The sequence below is a fragment of the Microbacterium marmarense genome, assembly GCF_037204165.1.
Classification (GTDB): Bacteria; Actinomycetota; Actinomycetes; order Actinomycetales; family Microbacteriaceae; genus Microbacterium; species Microbacterium marmarense.
Window position 1 is genome coordinate 217214 of record NZ_JBBDGL010000004.1, and the last position, 16897, is coordinate 234110.

A 16897-nucleotide genomic window follows, 5' to 3' on the forward strand; every position below is an offset into this window, starting at 1 on the left:
CGCGGGGAGGAATCGCGTCGCTACTGCGGCACGCCCTGCTGCGTGGCCAGCACGATGACGCCGGTCGCGGTCTGCTCCCAGTTAGTGCCGCGCTTCGAGTACACCGCCTCATCGGCGCCGTGCAGGCGCAGCGTCGCCGCTGTTGCGCCACCAGCGATCGAGGTCATGCCTTCGGCGGCTGAGGTGACCGCAGACGGGCCACCGATGACCTGCTCGAGCACCGACGAAGTGTCGTCGCTGCTCGAAAGCGCCGCCACGGTCGTGTCATCGAGCCAGGTGATATTCACTCCTGAACCCGCGACAGCGCCGATTGTGATTGGTGCTCCCAGCCGCGCGGGTTGTCTGTCAGCGCTTCGCGTCACGCCGGCGACCCACACCATCTGACGCTCACCCGACATCACGATGGCCGCCATGCGGGTTCCGTCGCGCGAGATCGCCATGGCTGAGATGGTTGAGGCATCTGGCCATGCTTCGTCGATCGTCACGACAGAGCCATCGCGATTCACGGCGTGAACGTCGCTCGGGCTGTCTTCTGGCACCGTCCAGACCACACCGAACGGGTCGATGGTCGGATCCACAAGATCGGCGCGCTCATCGATCACGAGGTTGGATCCATCGGCACCTACGCGAGCGACGGCGCCATCAGCCTGAGTGACGGCGGCAAGCTGACGGTCTGCCGAAACCTGAATGGCCGTCGGCGCAGCATCCACTACCGCTGTTGACAGCCCTGGGATGGGCTCGAACGATTCGCCCGAGAGAAAGCCAAAACCGTCGTCAGTGAGCACCAGCGGTGCGGCGGCAATGCGAGTGCTGCGCGTCGCGACAGCCTCGGCGGCGATCGGACTTGATCCCACGGTCAGCGAGACAGACGTCGCGCCAGCCGTTGCGAGACTCGCTTCGAGCTGGGTGAGCATTCGATCCAGAGCGGTGCTGTCGGCATCCAGGGCCTGATCTGACAGATCGATTTCGGCCACCCCGTCAATTACGGGCACGGACGCCAGCATCGTCACATTCTCAGGAAACGCCGTGACGACGGAATCTTCAAGCCACGTGCTTCGCGCCTTGTTCACGAGCGCATCGGCTACCCGCGTCGCCGCGTTCGAGATCGGGAACCAGCGAACATCGGGTACGAGGTACTGCCACGATGGATCGAAGTAGGCCACCGCGTACTCGTGAAAGACGCTGGGAAAGATGTCGCGATCGAGCACGACGCCGTCGCGAGCAGAAGTGATGCGCCATTCGCCGTCTTCTTGCTGCTCAAGGGTGAACGGCAAGTCGGTGGGGCCCACTTCTGCGCGCTGGTATGAGCCCTTGTCGTCGACTGTCGCTACCGCGACGACCGACACGGTGATGCTGCCGTCGTCGTCGGTCGCGTAGACGCGGTCTCCTGGGCTGTCGATGGTCACCCCGGTGTCGGGGCGCCAGACTTCAGCAAACTCGGGGGCGAGGAACTCCCGTGCTCTGTCCCACCGCCCGAGGGCGCCCGGACCGGAGCCGGCCCGAATGAACCCCTCCACGATCTCTGCGGGCGAGGCTCCCGGCTGGGGAAGATCCGGCAAGAAGGAGAAATCCTGCACCCCGGTAGCACTTTCAGGCTCGAGGCCCTCTTGCACGGGGCTGCTCGTCGGCAACCCGCTGCACGCGGCGAGTGCAATGCTCATGCACATCGCCAGCACGAGGGTCAGGATGCTGCGCAACCGCGTCATGACTTGTCTCCCTTGCGGTGAGGCTTGCGAGCTCGCTCGACCGCGTCTGTGCGCACCGATCCGGTGCTCAGCACCTCGAGCGGCTGGGTGAGCCCGAGGTCATCCACGGCGGCAACCGAGTCATCGCCCGGGTCGGCAGATACGGGCGAAGAAGCGGTGAGTTTGCCCGCCGCACGTGGCAGCGTCAGCACGAAGTTCGTGCCGCGACCGAGCTCTGACCACACGGCCAGCTCACCGCCGTGCAGACGCGCGTCGCCGAGGGCAATCGAGAGCCCGAGCCCGGTGCCGCCGATAGTTCGTTTGCGGGACGGGTCGGCACGCCAGAATCGGTCGAAGACTCGCTCGGCGTCGGTCGGCGTCATTCCAAGGCCGTAATCGCGTACGCCGATAGCGACGGCCTGCTGGTCGCTGTCAACGGTGACGACGATCGGGCGCCCCTCACCGTGTTCGATCGCATTGCCCAGCAGATTGCGAACGACTCGGCGCACTCGTCGAGGGTCCATGTCGACCGGTGAATAGCCACCGGGGGCCACCAGGCGAACGTCGGTGCCGTGCTGTTCGGCCAATTGCGCCATCGACTCGATCACATCTTCGGCGAGCGCCGCCAGGCTGGTCGGCTCAAGCTCGAGTTGCACAGACCCCGCGTCGTACCGGCTGATCTCAAGCAGATCGGTCAGCAGCGTTTCGAAGCGCTGCACCTGCGCGTTGAGCAGCTCGGCGGCACGAGCTGTGGCGGGTTCGAACTCGGACCGCTGATCGTTGATCATGTCTGCTGCGAGCCGAATGGTCGTCAGTGGGGTGCGCAGCTCGTGTGAAACGTCTGACACGAAGCGCTGTTGCACCAGCGACAGCTCTGCGAGCTCTTTGATCTGCGATTCGATGCTGTCGGCCATCGCGTTGAACGAGCGCCCAAGTGTGGCGAGCTCGTCTTCACCCCGCACGGGCAGTCTCACGCCAAGCTCCCCCGCGGCGAGCATTGCGCTCGTGTCGGCCGCCTCGCCGATCGGACGGGTGACGGAGCGCAGCACGAACCACGCGATTCCGCCGATCAGCAGCACCAGCCCGATGCCCACAATCCAGAGCGTACTGTGCACGAAGCCGAGAGTCTGGGGCGCACTTGCCAGGTCGTAGGCAAGGTAAAGCTCATAGGGTCCGACTTCTGGCACGTCAATCTGTTGGCCCACGATGATGCCTGGCACGGAGCCGTCATCACCGGCGGGTAGAGCCACCGATTGCCAGTACTGGTGCTGCGAGTCTTCTCGCACACTCGCCCGTAGCTCGGGCGTGATGATCTCTTCGAGTGCCGGGTCGGTGGCGATATCTTGCGGGGCGATCGCCGAGAACGGGCCGATGCGAAAAACGGCCCACTCGTCGCTGGCAGACTGCTGACCGAGCGTGAGTCGCACGCGCGTCATCAGATTCTGAATCTGAACAACGTCGCCCTGCACCGCTGCGCTGTCCAGAGTCGTCTGCGACGCTTCCGTCGCCCGTTGCGCATCGACGAGCACCTGGTCTTTGCGCGAGACGAAGAGGTCGTTCTGAATCGCCAGCGCCATCCACACACAGGCGATCGCCACGGCGACCGCGGTCAGCGTGAGGGTGACCAGGATCGTCTTGAACCGCAGCGACTGACGCCACAATCGTGCGAGGTTCGCGGGCCAGGAGCGTATTTCGCGCCAGCCGGTCAGCCGCGCGCGGGATGCTTCACCCCCTGCGTGGGCGGAAGCCACCGCTGCCTCAGACCACGGCGCCGGCGCGGTAGCCCACGCCGCGAACCGTGGTCACGATTTTCGGGTTGTCGGGGTCAAGCTCGACTTTGGCCCGCAACCGCTGCACGTGCACGTTCACGAGTCGCGTGTCAGCTTTGTAGTGGTAGCCCCACACCTGCTCGAGCAGCATCTCTCGTGAGAACACCTGTTGCGGCTTAGCAGCGAGTGCCACGAGCAGTTCGAACTCCAATGGCGTCAGCGCGATGGGCGTGTCGCCGCGCCGCACCTCATGAGCGGCAACGTCGACGCTGAGGTCGCCGATGCGCAGCGTCTCGCTCGCCGGTTGACCCCCGGGGCGCAGTCGCGTCTTGATGCGTGCGACCAGTTCTTTCGGGTTGAAGGGTTTGACGATGTAGTCGTCAGCACCAGACTCGAGACCCTTCACCACGTCAGCGGTGTCGGTGCGGGCGGTCAGCATGATGATGGGAATGCCTGATTCCGCGCGGATTCGCGTGCAGATCTCAACACCATCCATGCCGGGCAACATGAGATCAAGCAGAATCAGGTCGGGCCGCTCATTGCGAAAAGCATCGACGGCAACGGCGCCATCGGCACAAAAGAGTGGCTCGAATCCTTCTGTGCGCAGCACAATGCCGATCATCTCGGCCAGAGCGGTGTCATCGTCGACTACCAGGATGCGTGAAGTCATCTAACGCGTCTTCCTTTTTTGCGTTCGGCAGGGACCGCAGAAACAGCGCCGTCCCCATGCGCTCCACACAGAGTAGTCGACGACTGGTCAGCATGTGCTGAACCAGGGCCGATGGCAAAGAAACCGAACGATTTCAACTGCAAGGTCAAGGCATGCCTGTGCGACGATAGTGGACACTGCGTGGCGCTTTTCCAGCTTGCGCCGAGGGGAGAGACTGATGACCGCCTATCCCGCATGGACGCCCGCCTCTCGACCGGGAATCATTCCGCTGCACCCGCTGACTTTTGGCACGATCCTGGGCCGTTCGTTCGCCGCGCTGCGCCAGAACCCGCGAGTGCTGTTGGGATTCGCGCTCGTTGCCCAGGCCGTTGCGTACATCGTGCTGACCGTGGCGGTCGGAGGTGTGGCGTGGCTGACCTTCTCTCGTCTTGACACCGTGACTCCCGGTTCAGACGATTTCAACGCCATTCTCGCCGGATCCATCACGATCACGGCTATCGCCGGCCTGCTGCTCGGACTTGCCGTGGGCGCGCTCACCATCGTTGTGCAGGCGGTCGTCATCGCTGAGGTCGCGCACGCCGCGGTCGCAGAGAAGCTCACGCTGGGCGCACTATGGCGGCAGATCAAACCCGTCGTCGGACGGCTTATTGCGTACACCGCGTTGATGGTGGTCGCGGTGCTGGTGCTACTGGCGGTGCTCGGCGGTGCGATCTTCGCGCTCGGCCTCGTCGCCGTACCTCTCGCGGTGGTGTTGGGGATCTTTGTCGCCCTCGCCACGATCCCACTCGCATGGTGGTTGGGGATCAAGCTGCTCTTGGTTCCCGCGGCGATCATCATCGAGCATCAGAGCATCGGCAAGGCACTGTCACGGTCATGGCTGCTCATCCGCGGGCGGTTTTGGCGCACCCTCGGTCTCTTGCTGGTCGTGTCGCTGATCTTTGGCACGGTCAGTCAGGTGATCAGCTTTCCACTCGGTCTGCTCAGCTCAGCATTCACATCGATCATCGCGCCGACCGGCGACCCCGATGCCTCCGCCATCATCGCCATCGTGGTGATCACACTGTTCGCCCAGATCCTGACGCTGCTGATCCAATCCGTCGCGCTTGTCGTGCAGTCCACGGCGACCGCCATTATCTACATCGATGCGCGTATGCGGCGTGAAGGTCTCGACCTTGACCTTCTCGCGTACATCGAGCACCGCGATGCGGGTGCAACCGGGCTGACAGATCCGTACCGGCAGCACATCGGCCGCGAGGTTGAACCGCGCGTCGCCGTGAACCCGTACGCCCTGCCAGCTGACTACGCGCCCGGTGATGGCGCCCAGCCGTATCCCCCGCAACCGCCCTACCCGGCGCCACCTCAGCAACCGCAACCAGCCGCACCCCCGGCTACACCCGCCTCGCCTGCGCCCACCTCTCCCACCACGTGGGCGGCTCCCGGCGCCTCAGCACCGTCTGGCGACAAGTCCGCCGAGCCGAAATCGTCGTGGAGCTAGCCCGCTTCACGACGTCCATCGCTGCACCCCTTGCTCCGATGGATGCTCCGCCATTGATCCCAGACGAAGAAACGGCGCGACGCTGGGCAGAAGAAGAACTGTCGAACCCGATCTACGACATCGCCGAGCCGACGCTGTTTGACCGTGTCGCGCAGGCGGTGGGTGAGTTCATCGCCAATCTGTTCTCACCTCAATTGCCCGGCGAGTTCGGGCCGATCGCCGCCGTGGTCGCCGCGATCGTCGTCGTCGTTCTGATCGCTGCCGCCTTCGCCATTTGGGGCGCGCCACGCGCAATTCGCCGTGCACGAAGAAACCCGCCCGCACTGTTCGGTGAGAGCGATGCGCGCTCTGCGGCGCAGCTTCGTCGAGACGCGCACGCCAAAGCGACATCCGCGGAGTGGGATGAGGCCATCGTGCTGCGTTTTCGCGCGATCGCTCGGGGGTGCATCGAACGCGGTGTCGTCAACACTCCCCCCGGCGCCACAGTCCATACATTCGCTCGTGCCGCCGCCCCCGTCTTTCCTGCCTCAGCCGATGCGCTTGAGACTGCCGCAACCGCGTTCGACGACGTGCGCTATCTGCGCCGCCGCGGAACAGCAGAGCTCTACCGGCAGATAGTCGCCACCGACGACGCGCTGGCCGCCGCCCGGCCCGCCATCGCCGATGGAGCACTCGCGTGAGCGTGACCGTCGGCACGCCGCCGACCTCATTGCGCACTCGGCTAGCAGGTTGGACGGCCATCGGTCTCGGCCTCGTCGCCCTGGGCGCGATCGGCGCAACACTGTCGGGAATCGGCGAATGGACGCAAAGCGGACTGCTCGACCCCGATTCGAGCGGCCCGAACGGAACGAGAGCCGTCGTCGAGGTGCTCCGTGATCACGGCGTCGATGTTCAGGTGGTTCGAGATCACACCGCTGCGGAACGCGAGTTGAATGCTGCACCCGCCACGCTGGTACTGCTCGACACCCCCGGATTGTCAGACGAGCGCCTGCAGCAGATCGCGGGCGCCGCCGACGACATCGTGCTCGTAGACCCGCGGTCTCGAACCCTCGATCTGCTGGTGGACGGATCAACACCGGCAGGCTACGCCCCAGACGAGGCGGTCACACCGGCATGCAGTTTCGGCGCCGCCGAAAGATCAGGCCCGATCACCCCGGGCGCCCTGTTCACTGCGTCGATCAGCGGCGCGAGCTGCTACCCGGTCGACGACGGATGGGCGCTCGTGAGCGCTGCGCATGCCGACGGCGTGGCCGTGGCCGTCGACGCGCAGGTGCTGTTCACCAACCAGCATCTTGCCGACAACGGCAATGCAGCACTCGCGATCAATCTGATGGGCGGGAACGACCGACTGGTCTGGTACATCCCGGGCGCCGGTGACACCGACCTCGCCAACACTGATCCCACCTTGGGCGAGTTGACTCCGCCATGGGTCAGCCCGGTCATCGTGCTTCTGCTCGTGTCGGGACTGGCAGCGGCGATCTGGCGAGGGCGCCGCTTCGGTCCGCTCGTCGCAGAGCGGTTGCCGGTCACCGTGCGCGCCTCGGAAACCACCGAGGGCCGCGCTCGCATGTACGCCGCCTCGCGCGATGCCAGCCACGCGGCTGACCAACTGCGTATCGCGGCGATCGGGCGCCTCTCGCATGCCCTGCGCATGGGCGCACACGCGGACGCCCGCGATGTCGCCGACGCGGCAGCATCCATCACCGAAAGCGATCGTGTCGACGTTCGCCGGATCCTCCTCGATGACGTGCCCACCACCGACGCCGAGCTCGTGTCGCTCAGTGAACAGCTTCGCCAACTTGAAAGCGCCGTGCACACGGCCGTCCGCCCAGAAAGGAACTCTTCATGAGCGACCCCACTGCGACGTCTGCAGATACCCCCGCCACCGATGATGCGCTTCGCGAGTCGATGAATCGCGTGCGCCTTGAAGTCGGCAAGGCGGTTATCGGCCAAGACGGCACGGTCACCGGCCTGCTGATCGCCCTGCTCGCTGGCGGCCACGTGCTGCTCGAGGGAGTGCCCGGAGTCGCCAAGACTCTGCTGGTGCGATCGTTCAGCACCGCGCTCGGTCTTGGCACCAAGCGCATTCAGTTCACTCCGGATCTCATGCCCGGTGATGTCTCGGGATCGTTGATCTACGATGCTCGGGCTGGCGAGTTCGAATTTCGCGAGGGACCGATCTTCACCAACATCGTGCTCGCCGATGAGATCAACCGCACGCCCCCCAAAACGCAATCTGCCCTGCTCGAAGCAATGGAAGAGCGTCAAGTGTCTACCGACGGCGTGACACGTTCGCTGCCTGATCCATTTCTGGTCGCCGCTACTCAGAACCCCGTTGAGCATGAAGGCACGTACACCCTGCCAGAAGCGCAGCTCGACCGGTTCTTGCTAAAACTGATCATCGATCTGCCCGCCCGCGACGCCGAGTTTGCGGTGCTGCGGCGCCACGCCGATGGCTTCAGCCCGCGCGATCTGGCCGGTGCCGGGCTGCAGGCCGTCGCGAGTGCCGACGAGATTCGCGCCGCTCGCAAAGCGGCCGCAGCGGTGACGGTCTCTGACGATGTGCTCGGCTACGTGGTGGATCTTGCGCAGGCCACACGCCAAAGCCCTTCAGTGCAACTGGGGGTGAGCCCGCGCGCGTCAACCGCTCTGCTGTCGGCGGCAAAAGCGTGGGCATGGCTCGGCGGCTACCCCGCAATCACACCAGATCACGTTCAGACGATGGTGGTTCCCACGTGGCGCCACCGCATTCGCCTGCGACCCGACGCCGAACTCGAGGGCGTCTCGGTTGACGCGGTGCTCGGTTCGGTGCTGCAACAGACGCGGGTGCCGATCTAAACCATGTATCTCACCGGCCGTCTTCCGCTGCTCGTCGCTCTCGGCGCGCTGCCCGTCGTGCTGCTCTCGCTCGCGGGCATCAGCGCGTGGGCGGCCTGCGCCGGGTGGATCGTGCTCTGTGCGGCGCTTGGCGTCGCCGATGCCGCATTGGCCACCAACCCGGAGCGGGTCAGGGTGTCGCGCTCCGCGCCACCTAAAGCACGACTCGACGAATCGGTGGTGACCACGGTCACTGTGACAAATCTCGCCACGCGCGCGCTGCGCGGCCGGCTGCGCGATGCTTGGCAGCCGACCGCCGGTGCCCCCGCCGAGCGATACCGACTCACGATTCCTGCGGGCGAAAGCCGCACCATCACCGTCGCATTGCGCCCGCGTCGCCGCGGGGAACTCACTTCGCAGTTCGTGGTGGTGCGCTCTGATGGGCCGCTCCGGTTGGCGGGCAGACAACGTCGACTCGATTCTGTCGCGGCAATTCGAGTGTTGCCACCGTTCACTTCGCGGCGGCACCTGCCCTCTCGTTTGGCTCGGCTGCGTGAACTCGACGGCAACACGAGCGTGCAGGTTCGCGGTCAGGGCACCGAGTTCGACAGCTTGCGTGAGTATGTGCGCGGCGATGACGTTCGCTCTATCGACTGGCGAGCAACGGCGCGCTCAAGCACCACGATGTTGCGCACCTGGCGCCCAGAGCGAGACCGGCACGTCGTGATTCTCATCGACACCGGGCGTACCTCAGCGGCCAGGGTGGGTGATGGCGTTCGCCTGGATGCCGCGATGGAGGCGGCATTGCTGCTTGCCGCGCTTGCCACGCGCGCCGGCGATCACGTGCATCTGGTGATGTTCGACCGCGTCGCGCGCGCCCGTGTAACCCGTGTCGACGGCGCCGCGCTTCTGCCCGCGCTCGTCGACGCCATGGCACCCGTAGAAGCCCAATTGATCGATACGGATTGGGACGCCGCATTCGCCGCCGTTCGCGCGCTCACCTCTCGCCCGTCGCTCGTGGTGGTGCTCACGGCTCAAGATGCGACCGAAGCCGCAAGGGGTTTTCTCGGGTCGCTACCCGGCTTGGCACAGCGCAGTCACGTGCTCGTCGGGGCGGCCAGCGATGAAGAGATTGCCCTGTCGGCTCGCGCTACCGCAGAAGACATCTACCGCCAGGCCGCACATGAGCGCACGGGATTGGATGCTGCACGCGTGGTCTCGGCAATCGCACGCGCCGGGGCCGAGGCCATCAGCGCTTCGCCCGAGGGCCTGCCCCCAAGAATCGCGGACCGCTATCTGGATCTCAAGGCGCAGGGACGGCTCTGAACCGAGTGGGCCGTCGCGGCGCCCCCGGCCGTGCACGCGGCACTTCGAAAGACATCTGCCCGCGTACCTGAGTATTTGCTGTGCGAACCGCTATGCTCCAGTCGAGGAAAGGAGTCCGCCATGTCGGATACCACTACCACGCCGAGCACGGCGAACAAGCTTGTCGCCGAGGCCCTCGGCACGTTCTTGCTCGTCTTCGGGTCAATTGGAGCCGCGTTATTCGCTTCCGACTTCGGTACGGGAGCCAACGGCACCTCGCTGGGAATCGGATTCCTGGGCGTATCGCTCGCGTTCGGTCTGACCGTCATGGCCGGCATCTACGCGTGGGGAGCCATCTCAGGCGGCCACTTCAACCCGGCGGTGACCTTCGGTCTCGCTGCGGCCGGCCGCTTCGCCTGGAAGGACGTTCCGGCCTACATCATCGCGCAGATTGTCGGTGGCGCCGTAGCCACCACCCTGCTCGTGCTGATCGGCACCTTCGGGCCTGACGGCTGGCTGAGCGACGCGCAGAACGGCGGCTTCGCCAGCAACGGCTTCGGCGAAGGCTCGCCCGGCGGCTTCGGTCTCGGCGCCGCGATCACGGCCGAGATTCTCTTCACCGCGATCTTCGTCGTCATCATTCTGGGAGTCACCAACAGCAAGCGGGGCACCCCCGCCATGGCGGGTCTCGTCATCGGCCTCACCCTGACGCTGATTCACCTCGCGTCTATCCCGATCGACAACACGTCGGTGAACCCGGCGCGCTCGATCGCGACGGCAATCTATGGTGGCGCACTGCCCCTCGCGCAGCTGTGGGTCTTCATCGTCTTCCCACTGGTCGGTGGACTGCTCGGTGGCTTCTTGCATCGCGCACTGTTTGAGTCGCCCGCGCTTCCAGAAGCGCAGGCCGAAGCCCGCGTGAAGTAACGCGTTCACGCAGAACGGCCCGTTCCCACCGAGTGGGAACGGGCCGTTCTGCTGTGTGCGGATCAGACGAGGTCGAAGCGATCGAGCTCGGTGACCTTGGTCCACGCGGCGACGAAGTCACGCACGAACTTCTCGCTGGCGTCGTCACTCGCGTACACCTCGGCGAGGGCGCGCAGCTCAGAGTTCGAGCCGAACAGCAGATCGACGCGCGTGCCGATACCGACCATCTCGCCGCTGCCCTCCTTGGTGCCCGCGAACGCGTGCGCACCGGGGTCGACACTCTTCCAGGTGGTGCCGAGATCGAGCAGGTTCACGAACACGTCGTTCGTGAGCACGCCGACGCGCTCGGTGAACACACCGTGGATCGAGCCATCCCAGTTCGCACCGAGGGCGCGCAGTCCGCCAACGAGCACGGTCATCTCGGGAGCGCTCAGCGTGAGCAGGTTCGCCCGGTCAATGAGGTGGTGTTCCTGCGGCAAGAAGGCATTGGGTCCGTAGTAGTTGCGGAATCCATCAGCCACCGGCTCCATGTACTCGAATGAGAGCACGTCCGTCTGCTCCTGCGTAGCGTCAGTGCGGCCCGGGTGGAACGGCACCTCTACGTCAACACCGCCATCCTTGGCGGCCTTCTCGACGGCAGCATTCCCCGCGAGCACGAGCAGATCTGCAAGCGATACCTGCTTGCCATCGGCGCGGTCAGCGTTGAAGCTCTGCTGCACACCTTCGAGCGCGCTCAGCACGGTCTGCAACTGGGCTGGGTTGTTGACTTCCCAGTCCTTCTGAGGAGCGAGTCGAATGCGCGCACCGTTCACGCCACCGCGCTTGTCGCTGCCACGGAATGACGAGGCCGCCGCCCAGGTGGTGCTGACAAGCTGCGACACGCTCAGCCCCAGCCCGAGAATCTGCGCCTTGAGCGCGGCCGCGTCGGCAGAATCGATGAGCTCGTAGTCCACGGCTGGAACCGGGTCTTGCCAGATGAGCTCTTCTTCGGGAACTTCGGCGCCGAGATAGCGCGCGATCGGGCCCATGTCACGGTGTGTGAGCTTGAACCACGCACGTGCGAAAGCATCGGCGAAGGCCTCCGGGTCTTCGGAGAACTTCTTCGAGATCGGGCCGTACACCGGGTCAAAGCGCAGCGCCAAGTCACTCGTCAGCATGCGGGGCTCGCGGCGGGTGCTGGGGTCGTGTGCCATCGGCACCATGTCCTCACCTGCGCCGTCCTTCGGACGCCACTGGTGGGCACCCGCGGGGCTCGTCATGAGCTCCCACTCGTACGCGAACAGGATGTGGAAGAACTCGTTGTCCCAGCGGGTGGGGTGGTAGGTCCACGTCACTTCGAGACCCGAGGTGATCTGGTCGTCGCCCTTGCCCGTGCCGTTGTTGTTCTTCCAGCCAAGCCCCTGCATCTCAAGGCCTGCAGCCTCAGGATTGTCTTCGAGGTTGGTGTCGGGAGCGGCGCCGTGCGTCTTGCCGAAGGTGTGACCACCAGCGATCAGAGCGACGGTTTCTTCGTCGTTCATCGCCATGCGGCTGAACGTCTCGCGAATATCGCGCGCCGACAGCAGCGGGTCAGGGTTGCCGTTCGGGCCTTCGGGGTTGACGTAGATGAGCCCCATCTGCACCGCGGCGAGTGGACGCTCTAGGTCGCGGTCCCCCGAGTAGCGCTCGTCGGCGAGCCAGGTGCTCTCGGGACCCCAGTACACGTCGTCGTCCGGCTCCCACACGTCGGGGCGTCCGCCTGCGAAGCCGAACGTCTTGAAGCCCATCGACTCGAGCGCGACGTTGCCGGCAAGGATCATCAGGTCAGCCCACGACAGGTTCTGACCGTACTTCTTCTTGACTGGCCACAGCAGGCGACGCGCTTTGTCGAGGCCCACGTTGTCGGGCCAGCTGTTCAGCGGCGCGAAGCGTTGCTGGCCTGCACCGCCGCCGCCGCGGCCGTCGGTGACGCGGTAGGTTCCCGCGCTGTGCCATGCCATACGAATCGCCAGCGGGCCGTAGTGACCGAAGTCGGCGGGCCACCAGTCCTGTGAGGTGGTCAGCGTGTCTTCGATGTCTTTCTTCACGGTAGCGAGATCAAGCGTGTTGAACGCCGCTGCGTAGTCGAAGTCTTCACCGAGCGGATTGGAGACCGCGGGGTTCTTCGCAAGGATCTTGAGGTTGAGCTGGTTGGGCCACCACACGCGGTTGGCTGAGCCCGTGGTGGGGTGCGGCTGATCGCCGTGGATGACCGGGCACGAGCCCGCATCTTCGTTTGGGCGGGGGCGAGTTTCGCCGTCTTCGCGCTCGTTGACGGGGGTGTCGATGGGGGTGACAGCCTGATCAATATCGGTCGGGTTGGTGCCGATTTGCTCGGCTCCCTCGTGATCGTGACTCATGTCTTTCCTTCCTCTCGGGTGGGCGATTGTTTAAAGCGGGGATGCTGCACAGTCAGGGCAGACGCCCCAAAAGGTGACCTCTGCGGCCTCGACGGCGAAGCCGTGCGTCTCGGATGGGTGAAGACACGGTGCCGCACCGACGACGCAGTCAACGTCTTCGACCTTGCCGCACTGCGAGCAGACGAGGTGATGGTGGTTATCACTCACACGCAGTTCGTACAGCCGTGGGCGACCCGCGGGTTCGATCTGACGCGCGAGTCCCGCAGCGACAAAGTCGGCGAGCGCGTTGTAGACCGACTGCAGACTCGTCTGCGGCAGGCGGGCGCTGACCTGTTGAAACAGCTCGTCGGCGCTGGCATGCGGATGCGACTCCAAGGCGTCGACCACAGCGCGTCGTGAATCTGTCACGCGCAAGCCGGCGTGGCGAATCAGTTCGGCGGAAGCCGGGGTCGAGGTCATGCCTCAACACTACCGTTATTTTGAATGATCCAAAACAAACGGATGCTGAACATTACCCGGCAATCAGGGTTGGCGTTCCCGCTTGCCACTCATCGAGGTCTCCAGTCTCGCCGCGCCGATGCGCGCGGCCGCCGACCCACACCATGTAGAACACGAACAGCCCCAGCGCCGTCGCTCCGATCCCGATCTTCACAGCCCACGGCCACGGCTGCGCGGTCACGAACCCTTCCAGCAGACCCGCAACAGCGAGCGCGAACACGAGTCCGATCGCGACAGTCGCCAGCGAACGTCCGGCGCTCGCCAGCGCCTCCCCCCTGCGTCGGGCCCCCGGCGCGACCCATGCCCAGAAGATCTGCAGCCCCGCGGCGGCAGCGACGAAGATACATGTCAGCTCAAGCAATCCGTGGGGCAGGATGAACAGCACGAACACGTCAGCTCGGTCAAAGGCTGCGAGCACGGCGGCGGCGGTTCCTACACCCACGGCGTTTTGCACCAGCACCATGATGGGCCAGATACCAGTGATCCCGAACAGCACGCACTGCGCCGCAATCCACGCGTTGTTCGTCCACACGGTGCCTGCGAACACTGCCGCAGGGTTCTCGCTGTAATAGGCGGTGAAGTCATTCTCGGCGTATTGCTCAAGCTGTGCGCGACCGCCGAGGCTCGCAACCAGTGCGGGGTCGGCTGAGATCCACACGGCCACGATTGCGACCACTGCGACGAAGAACACGGCGATGATCAGCGTCAGCCAGCGCAGCCGGTACAGTGCCGCCGGAAGCTGCAGGGCGAAAAATCGCGGAATCTGTCGGAGCACGTTCTCTGGCGCTCGTGTCAGCCGAAGTCGGGCACGGGCCAGCATCGTTGAGATGTGGTCGCCGACGGCGCTGCGTCCCGCAGCCGTTTTCACCTCGGCAAGATCGGCGGCCGCCGACCGATAGCGCGTGACCAGCTCGTCAATCTCCGCGCCGTCGAGCTGGCGGGTGCGGCTGAGTTCGTCGAGCCGCTCCCACTCGTGCCGGCGCGCGGCTGTAAGCGCATCGGGATCCATTTGATTTACTGTACCCATGCCCGCCGCCAACGTCTCGATTGTCCAGATCCATCAAGACGAAGTGCTCACGGGCGAAGCAGTCGCTCTTGACGTGCAACCGCTCGGATTCTTCATGAGAGCACTCGGGGTCATCATCGACATGGCGGTGAGCCTGGCGATCATCCTGCTGTTCGTGCTGCTGGCAACGGGGCTGTCGTCTGCGGGCATGATCACGGATGCCGTCATACCGATCGTGTCGATCGTGATGGCTGTGCTCGTATTGGTGGTGCTGCCCACCGTTATCGAGACTGTCTCTCGAGGCCGCAGCCTGGGTCGTCTCGCTGTCGGCGGTCGCATCGTGCGCGCCGATGGTGGCGCAGCCAGCTTCAGACACGCTTTCATTCGCGCACTCGCGGGAGTGCTCGAGCTGTGGATGACCTTCGGCGCTGTCGCCGCCCTCGTCGGGGCGTTCACGCCGCGGTCGCAACGCTTAGGCGACCTGCTCGCGGGAACGTACTCTGAGCGCACCCGCACCCCGCAGTTGACCGCGCCACAGATTGATGTGCCAGCCGCCCTTACCGGGTGGGCGACGCTCGCCGATGTCGCCCGGCTGCCTGACCGGCTCTCGCGCCGCATCGCTCAGTTCATCTCATCTTGCGAACGGCTCGACCCTGGTGCGCGGCAGCGATTGGCGGCATCACTCGCCGACGAAGCTTCGAATTTCGTCTCTCCCGTTCCGCAGGCAGATCCCGAGACATTCCTGCGTGCCGTGAGCGCGCTCAGACACGACCGTCAACTGCGCGCGCTGCAGCTCGAAGCGGCGCGAGTCGGGATGCTCGACTCAGCCCCCACAACTCCCAGGGGCTTTCCGCAACGCTGACGCTCAGTAGCGGTAGTGATCGAGCTTGTACGGACCGTCGACCGGAACGCCGATGTAGGCAGCTTGGTGCGGTGTGAGCGTGGTCAACTCCACCCCGAGAGCGTCGAGGTGCAGCCGCGCGACCTTCTCGTCAAGCGCCTTCGGCAAGGTGTAGACACCGATGGGATAGGCCTCAGGGCGCACGAAGAGTTCGATCTGGGCCAGAACTTGGTTGGTAAACGACGCACTCATCACGAACGACGGGTGACCCGTTGCGTTGCCGAGGTTCATCAGGCGACCCTCGCTCAGTACGAGTACGCTGCGCCCCGTCGGCAGACGCCACTCGTGCACCTGAGGCTTGATCTCAACACGCTCGGCCCCCTCGATCGCCGCCAGTCCTGCCATGTCGATCTCATCGTCGAAGTGCCCGACGTTCGCGACGATGGCGAGGTGCTTGAGCGACAGCAGGTGCTGAGCGGTGACGACGTGCGTGTTGCCGGTACCCGTGACGATGATGTCGATGTCTGCGATCACCGACTCGAGCTTGGCAACCTGAAACCCGTCCATCGCTGCCTGCAACGCACAGATCGGGTCGACCTCACCGACAATCACTCGCGCTCCCTGACCGCGCAGCGCTTCAGCCGAGCCTTTGCCCACGTCTCCGTAGCCTGCGACGAAAACGACCTTGCCGCCCATGAGCACATCGGTTGCGCGGTTGAGTCCGTCGGGCAACGAGTGGCGGATTCCGTAGGTGTTGTCGAACTTCGACTTGGTTACCGAATCGTTCACGTTGATCGCCGGAAAAAGCAGGGATCCCGCCGCAGCCAGTTCATACAGTCGGTGTACGCCGGTCGTTGTCTCTTCGGTCACACCGATCAGCCCCTCGGCCATGCGGGTGAAGCGCTGGGAGTCTTTCGCGAGGCTGGCGCGCAGCGAGGCCAGCACGATGCCGTACTCCTCTGAATCATCCGGCGCTGTCTGGGGAACTACGCCGGCCTTTTCAAACTCGACGCCCTTGTGCACATAGAGCGTGGCGTCACCGCCGTCGTCGAGGATCAGGTTGGGGCCGTCGAAACCCTCGTCGCTCCAGTCGAAGATTCGGTCGGCGAGCCGCCAGTATTCTTCGAGCGTTTCGCCCTTCCACGCGAATACCGGCACCCCCGTGGGAGCATCCACGGTGCCGTGCGGGCCGACGACCACGGCGGCTGCGGCCTCGTCTTGAGTCGAGAAGATATTGCAGCTCGCCCAGCGCACTTGCGCACCCAACGCCACCAGAGTCTCGATCAGCACCGCGGTCTGCACGGTCATGTGCAACGACCCAGCGATGCGGGCACCCTTCAGCGGCTGCTCAGCGCCGAACTCTTCGCGCAGCGACATGAGTCCTGGCATCTCGTTTTCAGCGAGGCGCAGCTGGTGGCGGCCCGCCTCGGCGAGCGCCAGATCGGCGATCTCGAAAGCAAATGGGCGGACAGGCGCCACGGTGGCAGAGGTGTTCGGCATTCCCCC

The 16897-nt window shown here is 65.0% G+C and carries 14 protein-coding genes; 7 read left to right on the forward strand and 7 right to left on the reverse strand.

The window, feature by feature from the left end; translation table 11 throughout:
• Positions 1-20: 20 nt before the first annotated feature.
• From WDU96_RS12685 to mtrA, 3 genes are read right to left on the reverse strand one after another with little or no spacing between them, the layout of a single operon-like run.
• Positions 21-1706, reverse strand: coding sequence for an LpqB family beta-propeller domain-containing protein (locus WDU96_RS12685; protein ID WP_337338885.1), 1686 nt, complete (start codon positions 1704-1706; stop codon positions 21-23).
• The gene (mtrB, locus tag WDU96_RS12690; protein WP_337338886.1) at positions 1703-3436 is read right to left on the reverse strand and encodes an MtrAB system histidine kinase MtrB; all 1734 of its coding nucleotides are present in this window, start codon (positions 3434-3436) and stop codon (positions 1703-1705) included. The genes WDU96_RS12685 and mtrB overlap by 4 nt, the downstream gene beginning before the upstream one ends.
• Positions 3437-3443: 7 nt before the next feature.
• Positions 3444-4124, reverse strand: a complete 681-nt coding sequence (gene mtrA, locus WDU96_RS12695; RefSeq protein ID WP_337338887.1) for an MtrAB system response regulator MtrA — start codon at positions 4122-4124, stop codon at positions 3444-3446.
• A 217-nt stretch (positions 4125-4341) separates the two neighbouring features.
• On the opposite strand from mtrA, the gene WDU96_RS12700 reads away from it, so the two are divergent.
• From WDU96_RS12700 to aqpZ, 6 genes are all read left to right on the forward strand, one after another.
• Complete coding sequence (locus tag WDU96_RS12700; RefSeq protein WP_337338888.1) at positions 4342-5619, forward strand: DUF7847 domain-containing protein; 1278 nt, start codon at positions 4342-4344, stop codon at positions 5617-5619.
• Between the two features lie 38 nt (positions 5620-5657).
• Positions 5658-6299, forward strand: coding sequence for a DUF4129 domain-containing protein (locus WDU96_RS12705; RefSeq protein ID WP_337338889.1), 642 nt, complete (start codon positions 5658-5660; stop codon positions 6297-6299).
• Positions 6296-7468, forward strand: a complete 1173-nt coding sequence (locus WDU96_RS12710) for a DUF4350 domain-containing protein (RefSeq protein ID WP_337338890.1) — start codon at positions 6296-6298, stop codon at positions 7466-7468. Before WDU96_RS12705 ends, WDU96_RS12710 begins: the two co-directional genes overlap by 4 nt.
• Complete coding sequence (locus tag WDU96_RS12715; RefSeq protein WP_337338891.1) at positions 7465-8457, forward strand: AAA family ATPase; 993 nt, start codon at positions 7465-7467, stop codon at positions 8455-8457. The genes WDU96_RS12710 and WDU96_RS12715 overlap by 4 nt, the downstream gene beginning before the upstream one ends.
• Before the next feature lie 3 nt (positions 8458-8460).
• Complete coding sequence (locus WDU96_RS12720) at positions 8461-9762, forward strand: DUF58 domain-containing protein (RefSeq protein ID WP_337338892.1); 1302 nt, start codon at positions 8461-8463, stop codon at positions 9760-9762.
• Positions 9763-9882: 120 nt separating this feature from the next.
• Positions 9883-10668, forward strand: coding sequence for an aquaporin Z (aqpZ, locus tag WDU96_RS12725; protein WP_337338893.1), 786 nt, complete (start codon positions 9883-9885; stop codon positions 10666-10668).
• Positions 10669-10730: 62 nt separating this feature from the next.
• On the opposite strand, the gene katG is transcribed toward aqpZ, so the two are convergent.
• The 3 genes from katG to WDU96_RS12740 are packed head-to-tail and all read right to left on the reverse strand — an operon-like array spanning position 10731 to position 14553.
• Complete coding sequence (katG, locus tag WDU96_RS12730; protein ID WP_337338894.1) at positions 10731-13046, reverse strand: catalase/peroxidase HPI; 2316 nt, start codon at positions 13044-13046, stop codon at positions 10731-10733.
• A 30-nt stretch (positions 13047-13076) separates the two neighbouring features.
• A complete protein-coding gene (locus WDU96_RS12735) occupies positions 13077-13505 on the reverse strand; it encodes a Fur family transcriptional regulator (RefSeq protein WP_337338895.1) in 429 nt (142 codons plus the stop codon).
• 52 nt (positions 13506-13557) lie between these two features.
• Entirely contained in the window at positions 13558-14553 is a 996-nt protein-coding gene (locus tag WDU96_RS12740; protein ID WP_337338896.1) for a stage II sporulation protein M, read from the reverse strand.
• A 16-nt stretch (positions 14554-14569) separates the two neighbouring features.
• Between WDU96_RS12740 and WDU96_RS12745 the strand changes: the two genes are divergently transcribed.
• A complete protein-coding gene (locus tag WDU96_RS12745) occupies positions 14570-15412 on the forward strand; it encodes an RDD family protein (RefSeq protein WP_337338897.1) in 843 nt (280 codons plus the stop codon).
• Positions 15413-15415: 3 nt separating this feature from the next.
• Here the strand turns inward: WDU96_RS12745 and ahcY are convergent, their stop codons facing one another.
• Positions 15416-16891, reverse strand: a complete 1476-nt coding sequence (gene ahcY / locus WDU96_RS12750) for an adenosylhomocysteinase (protein WP_337338898.1) — start codon at positions 16889-16891, stop codon at positions 15416-15418.
• Between the last annotated feature and the right edge of the window lie 6 nt (positions 16892-16897).

Excerpts from the sequence above, each read along its gene's own strand:
- WDU96_RS12685 (WP_337338885.1), bottom strand. The coding sequence starts at position 1,706 with ATGACGCGGTTGCGCAGCATCCTGACCCTCGTGCTGGCGATGTGCATG.
- mtrA (WP_337338887.1), bottom strand. The coding sequence starts at position 4,124 with ATGACTTCACGCATCCTGGTAGTCGACGATGACACCGCTCTGGCCGAG.
- WDU96_RS12700 (WP_337338888.1), top strand. The coding sequence starts at position 4,342 with ATGACCGCCTATCCCGCATGGACGCCCGCCTCTCGACCGGGAATCATT.
- WDU96_RS12705 (WP_337338889.1), top strand. The coding sequence starts at position 5,658 with ATGGATGCTCCGCCATTGATCCCAGACGAAGAAACGGCGCGACGCTGG.
- WDU96_RS12715 (WP_337338891.1), top strand. The coding sequence starts at position 7,465 with ATGAGCGACCCCACTGCGACGTCTGCAGATACCCCCGCCACCGATGAT.
- WDU96_RS12720 (WP_337338892.1), top strand. The coding sequence starts at position 8,461 with ATGTATCTCACCGGCCGTCTTCCGCTGCTCGTCGCTCTCGGCGCGCTG.
- aqpZ (WP_337338893.1), top strand. The coding sequence starts at position 9,883 with ATGTCGGATACCACTACCACGCCGAGCACGGCGAACAAGCTTGTCGCC.
- katG (WP_337338894.1), bottom strand. The coding sequence starts at position 13,046 with ATGAGTCACGATCACGAGGGAGCCGAGCAAATCGGCACCAACCCGACC.
- WDU96_RS12735 (WP_337338895.1), bottom strand. The coding sequence starts at position 13,505 with ATGACCTCGACCCCGGCTTCCGCCGAACTGATTCGCCACGCCGGCTTG.
- WDU96_RS12740 (WP_337338896.1), bottom strand. The coding sequence starts at position 14,553 with ATGGATCCCGATGCGCTTACAGCCGCGCGCCGGCACGAGTGGGAGCGG.
- WDU96_RS12745 (WP_337338897.1), top strand. The coding sequence starts at position 14,570 with ATGCCCGCCGCCAACGTCTCGATTGTCCAGATCCATCAAGACGAAGTG.
- ahcY (WP_337338898.1), bottom strand. The coding sequence starts at position 16,891 with ATGCCGAACACCTCTGCCACCGTGGCGCCTGTCCGCCCATTTGCTTTC.